This is a genomic window from uncultured Campylobacter sp., assembly GCF_938045535.1.
GTDB lineage: Bacteria > Campylobacterota > Campylobacteria > Campylobacterales > Campylobacteraceae > Campylobacter_B.
Map to the genome: position 1 here is coordinate 1 of NZ_CALIMQ010000327.1, position 5,098 is coordinate 5,098.

4 protein-coding genes are annotated in these 5,098 nt (G+C 46.1%); all 4 read right to left on the bottom strand.

Features of this window, described 5'->3' with window-relative positions:
- Positions 1-223: 223 nt before the first annotated feature.
- On the bottom strand, positions 224-2,134 hold the full coding sequence (locus tag Q0095_RS10065) for a transglycosylase domain-containing protein (protein ID WP_295151460.1): 1,911 nt from the start codon (positions 2,132-2,134) through the stop codon (positions 224-226).
- Positions 2,128-2,673, bottom strand: coding sequence for a septum formation inhibitor Maf (gene maf / locus Q0095_RS10070; RefSeq protein WP_297883378.1), 546 nt, complete (start codon positions 2,671-2,673; stop codon positions 2,128-2,130). Before maf ends, Q0095_RS10065 begins: the two co-directional genes overlap by 7 nt.
- Positions 2,673-3,182, bottom strand: coding sequence for a hypothetical protein (locus Q0095_RS10075; RefSeq protein WP_297883379.1), 510 nt, complete (start codon positions 3,180-3,182; stop codon positions 2,673-2,675). The genes maf and Q0095_RS10075 overlap by 1 nt, the downstream gene beginning before the upstream one ends.
- A partial coding sequence (gene alaS, locus Q0095_RS10080; RefSeq protein ID WP_297883380.1) for an alanine--tRNA ligase occupies positions 3,179-5,098 on the bottom strand: 1,920 nt, incomplete at its 5' end. The genes alaS and Q0095_RS10075, both read right to left, overlap by 4 nt.

The following is a 5,098-nucleotide window of genomic DNA, read 5'->3' on the forward strand; positions in this document are numbered from 1 at the left end:
AATTTCGTAAAAAATTTGCCGAATTTTACACGAGTATTTTCTATTCTTATCTTTTTACTTTCAAATTCTAAATTCTGCATCTCAATCCCTAAAAATAAAATTGTGTATTTTATTGCCTCCAACCTTAAACGCACTATAAGCTCGCATATTTATATTATGCTTAATAAACGCAATCTATGCAAGGGCTTCCAAAAACGGATTAAATTTGGATTTGCATCCAAATTTAAAGCGATCCGTCGCTGCTGCTTTCGCGGGGTTTAGGAAGCGGCGAAATTTTAGTGTAATACTCTTCCTTGCCGTTGTATTGGCGGCTAAAAACGCCGTCCGGGACGGTGAAGTTGCGCTTGGTTTGCGGATATTCTTTTAAATAGGCATCTAAAAATTTTGCAAACACCGGTGCTGCGGTACGTCCGCCGCCCTCGACCTTTCGCATCGGTTTATAATCGTCGTTGCCATACCAGATTATGATCTGCAAATCCGGCGTAAAGCCGCAAAACCATGCATCTATGCTGTCGTTTGAGGTGCCTGTTTTGCCCGCTATATCGATGCCCTGCACGCGCGCGCGAGTACCGGTGCCGCGCTGCACGATATTTTTTAGCAGCGTAGTCATCAGATATGCCTGTTCAGGGCGCAGCACGCGACGTCTCTCAGGTTCGATAAAGCGAGTTTTGCCATCCTTATCGGTAATCGAAACGATAAATTTTGATTTTGCAGTAATCCCAAGCCCCGGAAACATCGAATACATCGTGGAGTATTCAAGCGGCGAAATTCCGTAGCTGCCGATAGCCACTGACAGGGCGGGCGGGACGTTTTTAAAGCCGAATTCGCCAAGCTTTTTTACCGCACGATCAACGCCGATAGATTGCATCAGATTGATCGAGGCAAGGTTACGCGAGCGTGTTAAAGCTTCTTTGATCGTGATGTAGCCGCTGTAAGTCTTGTCGTAATTTTTCGGCTTCCACGTTTTATCGCTGCCGTCGTCGAATTCTCTAGCTATATCGGGTACTTCGGTCATCGTCGAGTAGCCCATATCAAGGGCGATTTGATAGACGAAAGGCTTGAAGCTGGAGCCGGTTTGGCGCTGGGATTGGCTGGCACGATTGAAATTTGATTTCGCGTAATCCACACCGCCTACTAAGGCTAAAATTTCGCCGTTTTGTGGATGCGTGACGACCATAGCGCCGTTTACGTTGCTTGCATTAGCGTCTTTGTTGCGCTTTAAAATTTCATTGTAGCCGAAAACTAATGCCTCTTGCGCCATCGCCTGCGCCTTTAGATCAAGGCTCGTATCTATGCGATATCCGCCCGTGCGGACGTCCGGTAGAATTTTTTCCGCTTCTTTTATGATCTCATCTACGGCATACGGCGCTACGTTTTGCGTGAGCGTTTCGTTGTAGATCGTAGGCTGCTCGTTCATCGCAAGCTCATATTCGGTCTTATTTATCCAGCCGAGCTCATGCATCCTATAAATCACGTTATTGGCACGCGAAAGCGACAAATCCAGGTGCTTAGTAGGATCAAAGCTGCTAGGAGCTTTCGGCAAGCCTACTAAAATCGCGATCTCTTTAAGGCTTAAATCTTGCAAATCCTTTTTGAAATATCCCAAAGCCGCCGTGCGGATGCCGTAATATCCGTGCCCAAAATACACTTCGTTGAAGTAACGCTCGAGAATTTGTTCCTTGCTTAGGGCATTTTCTATTTTAAGCGATAGGATCGCTTCTTTAATCTTACGATCAAGCTTCTTTTCGCTCGAAAGAACTAAATTTCGCGTGATCTGCTGCGTAATCGTTGATGCGCCTTCGACGAATTTCATAGCCTTAACGTCCTTAATAATCGCCCTAAAAATCGCCTCGACATTCACACCGCCGTGTTCGAAAAACGCCGTATCCTCGATAGCTACAAGCGCCTCGATCACGCGACCTGGGATCTCGTCGAATTTTACATAAATTCTATTTTGTTCATTAAAAACGTTGGCTATCAAATTGCCGTTGCGGTCATAAATTTTAGTCGTAAGCTCGGGATGATAATCGATGATTGAGTCCGATTCCAAGCGGATTTGCGAGTAAAAATACAAAAAAATTCCGCCTGCGGCAAACGCACAAACCGTAATAAAACTAAATAAAACTCTTACCATACAAACCTCTTTAAAATTTCCAGATCAAGCCCCATCGCCGTGAATTTTGACCCACGCGAGCTTTTAATATATTTTTCGTTAAAGCCTTCGATACTCATCGCACCCGCCTTGCCACGCCAATCGCCGCTAGTGATATAGCCTTTTAAATCCGCTTCATTAAATTCCGCAAATTCAAAGCTTGCGACGCTGAGCGCCGAAAGCTCTAGCGCCTTACTGCAAAAAATCATCGCAGTATAAACGGCGCAGCTAGCACCACTTTGAGCTCGCAGCATCCTTAACGCGTCCGCTTCATCACGCGCCTTGCCTAAAATTTCGCCGCCGGCAAGCACGGAGCTATCGGCAAACAGCACTCTATCATAATTTTTATAAATTTTAAAAAACTGCACTTTCTTGGCCAAGACAACGCGGTAAGCATAGGTGCGTGCATCGTCCTTACTAATGCCGCTTTCGTCGAAATTAAAAGGAATTTGCGTAAATTCTATGCCGCTATCCTTTAGAATTTGCGCTCTAGTAGGCGAGCTGGAAGCTAAATAGATCATCAAAACTCGCCCACCGTCACGCCTAGATAAACGCAAATCAGCGTAACTACGATATTTAACGGGATGAAATATTTAACGACGATGATTAAATGCTCATTCGCCTCAAGTTCATCTCCCGCATCCAAAGCTCGCTTCAAAGATGAAATTTTATAATGCATGTAGATAAAATTTAGTAGTATAAAGCCGGCGCCAGCCCATAGCGTCGCAATCGCGCCTTTTACCATAGGATCTGAAAATTTAAAACCTCCGCCATCCGCAAGAAAAAATCCACTTACGCAAACGATCACCAAAAATAGCGCAAAGAACTGCTCATAGCGCTTCATATATCGTAAAATTTCTGCAAATTTTACATCCTTCGCATTCGCTTGGCTTTTACTGCTTAAATTCATAAAAATCCGTGCGATCAAAAATACGCAGATCTGCGCGCAGACCAAAAAAATCACGCTTAAAATGTGAATCAGCGGCAAAATTTGCGAGGCTTTGATGAAGCCGGTATCGATTTCGTTCAAATTTTACCTTTTGCGTAAGAGATCGCCTCTTTGATCGCTTCTTCGATTTTTAGCACGTCCTTACCGCCTGCGGTCGCAAAATCATCGCGTCCGCCGCCGCCGCCGCCTAAAATTTGCGCTGCTAGCTTAACCCACTCGCCAGCTTTGATCGGCGCGTTTTTAACGCCTGCTGCAATTGAAATTTTACCGTCGGTGCCTACTTGCATTAGCATTATCGCCGCCTTTTCGTGGCTATTTTTAAACTCATCTATCATAGTTTTTATATCACCGCTTTCGACTGAGGCTACGCAAAGTTTAGTATCGCCGACATTTAAAAAAGCCAGTGCATGGGAACTGCTTGCATGCTTGATCTGATCTTTTAGCGATCTGATCTCATCTTTTAATTTCTCAATCGCACGGAGAGGCTCAATCCCTTTTAGCTCCGCAGAAATTTCAGCAAGCTTAGCGCGATTTTGAAGCGCCAAATTTAAAGCCGCGCGCGAACAAACTGCCTCGATACGCCTAACGCCCGCACTTACGCCACTTTCTTTGACTATAAAAAACGACCCTATCTCGCTTAAATTACGCACGTGAATTCCGCCGCAAAGCTCCTTACTAATCTCTCCGAAGCTCACAACGCGCACCTTTGAGCCGTATTTTTCGCCAAAAAGCGCGATTGCACCGCTGTTTTTAGCGTCATCTATATCCATAATCTCAGTTTTTGCCGCACAGCCCTTGCAAACGGCATTATTTACAAATTCCTCGATTTTAGCTAGCTCCTCGACGCTAAGCGCCTTAGGATGCGAGAAGTCAAATCTTAAGCGGTCTGCTTCGACTAAGCTTCCTGCTTGAGCGATATGAGCCCCTAGCACCGCACGAAGCGCCGCGTGTAAAAGATGTGTCGCGCTGTGATGGCGAGCAATCTGCTCACGCTCCTCAGAAACCTTGAGCCCGACGATATCGCCAATTTTTAAGTTACGATTAAGGCGCAAGTGGGATAAATTTAGCCCATAAAATTTCTGCGTATCAAACACATCGGCTATGGACTCCACTTCGCCGCTATCGCCCGTTTGACCGCCGCTTTGTGCATAAAACGGAGTGATATCAAACATCGCCCAGCCGATATCGCCGGCTTTGAGCTCATCCACTTCCGCAAAATCCTCGTTAAGCAGTGCTAAAACCTTGCTCGTGCGGCTAAGCTCTTCGTAACCGCTAAATTTATTCTCACCGAATTTCTCTAGCAGTGCCTTGAAATCGCCACGGACGTTTTTATCGCCACTACCCTTCCATGCGGCTTTAGCTATCTGCCTTTGCTCACTCATAAGTGCATCAAATTTAGCTTCATCCACGCGCAAATTTTTCTCGCGCAGCATATCGGCGGTCAGATCGAGCGGAAAGCCGTAGGTATCATATAACTTAAACGCGACCTCGCCGCTAAAAATTTCTTTAGTGCGCGCAAGCTCTTCGTTAAAAAGCTCGATGCCGTTTGCCAAAGTAGCAAAAAACCGCTCCTCTTCGAGCTTGATCTGCTCCTTTACGGCTTGCTTTTTCTCGTTCAGATAGGCATAGTGCCCGCCCATCAGCTCGCATACTTTATCCACGAGGCGGTACATAAAAGGCTCTTTGATGCCGAGCAAATAGCCGTGGCGAACGGCACGACGCAGAATTCTACGCAAAACATATCCCCTGCCCTCGCGATTAAAATTTGTTCCCTGCGCTAGCAAAAACGTAACCGAACGGATATGATCGGCGATGACGCGATAGCTCGCGCCGCTTTCATAAACGTAAGGCTTGCCGCAAAGCTTTGCAACCTCATCAATTAGCGGCATAAAAAGCGAGCTGTCGTAGTTGCTAAACTTGCCTTCTTTAATCGCCGTGACGCGCTCAAGCCCCATGCCCGTGTCGATGTTCCTGTGGGGCAGAGGAAGGAGCGAGCC

Bases quoted from the DNA above. Each gene is read 5' to 3' on its own strand.
- Q0095_RS10065 (WP_295151460.1), bottom strand. From the start codon at position 2,134: ATGGTAAGAGTTTTATTTAGTTTTATTACGGTTTGTGCGTTTGCCGCA.
- maf (WP_297883378.1), bottom strand. From the start codon at position 2,673: ATGATCTATTTAGCTTCCAGCTCGCCTACTAGAGCGCAAATTCTAAAG.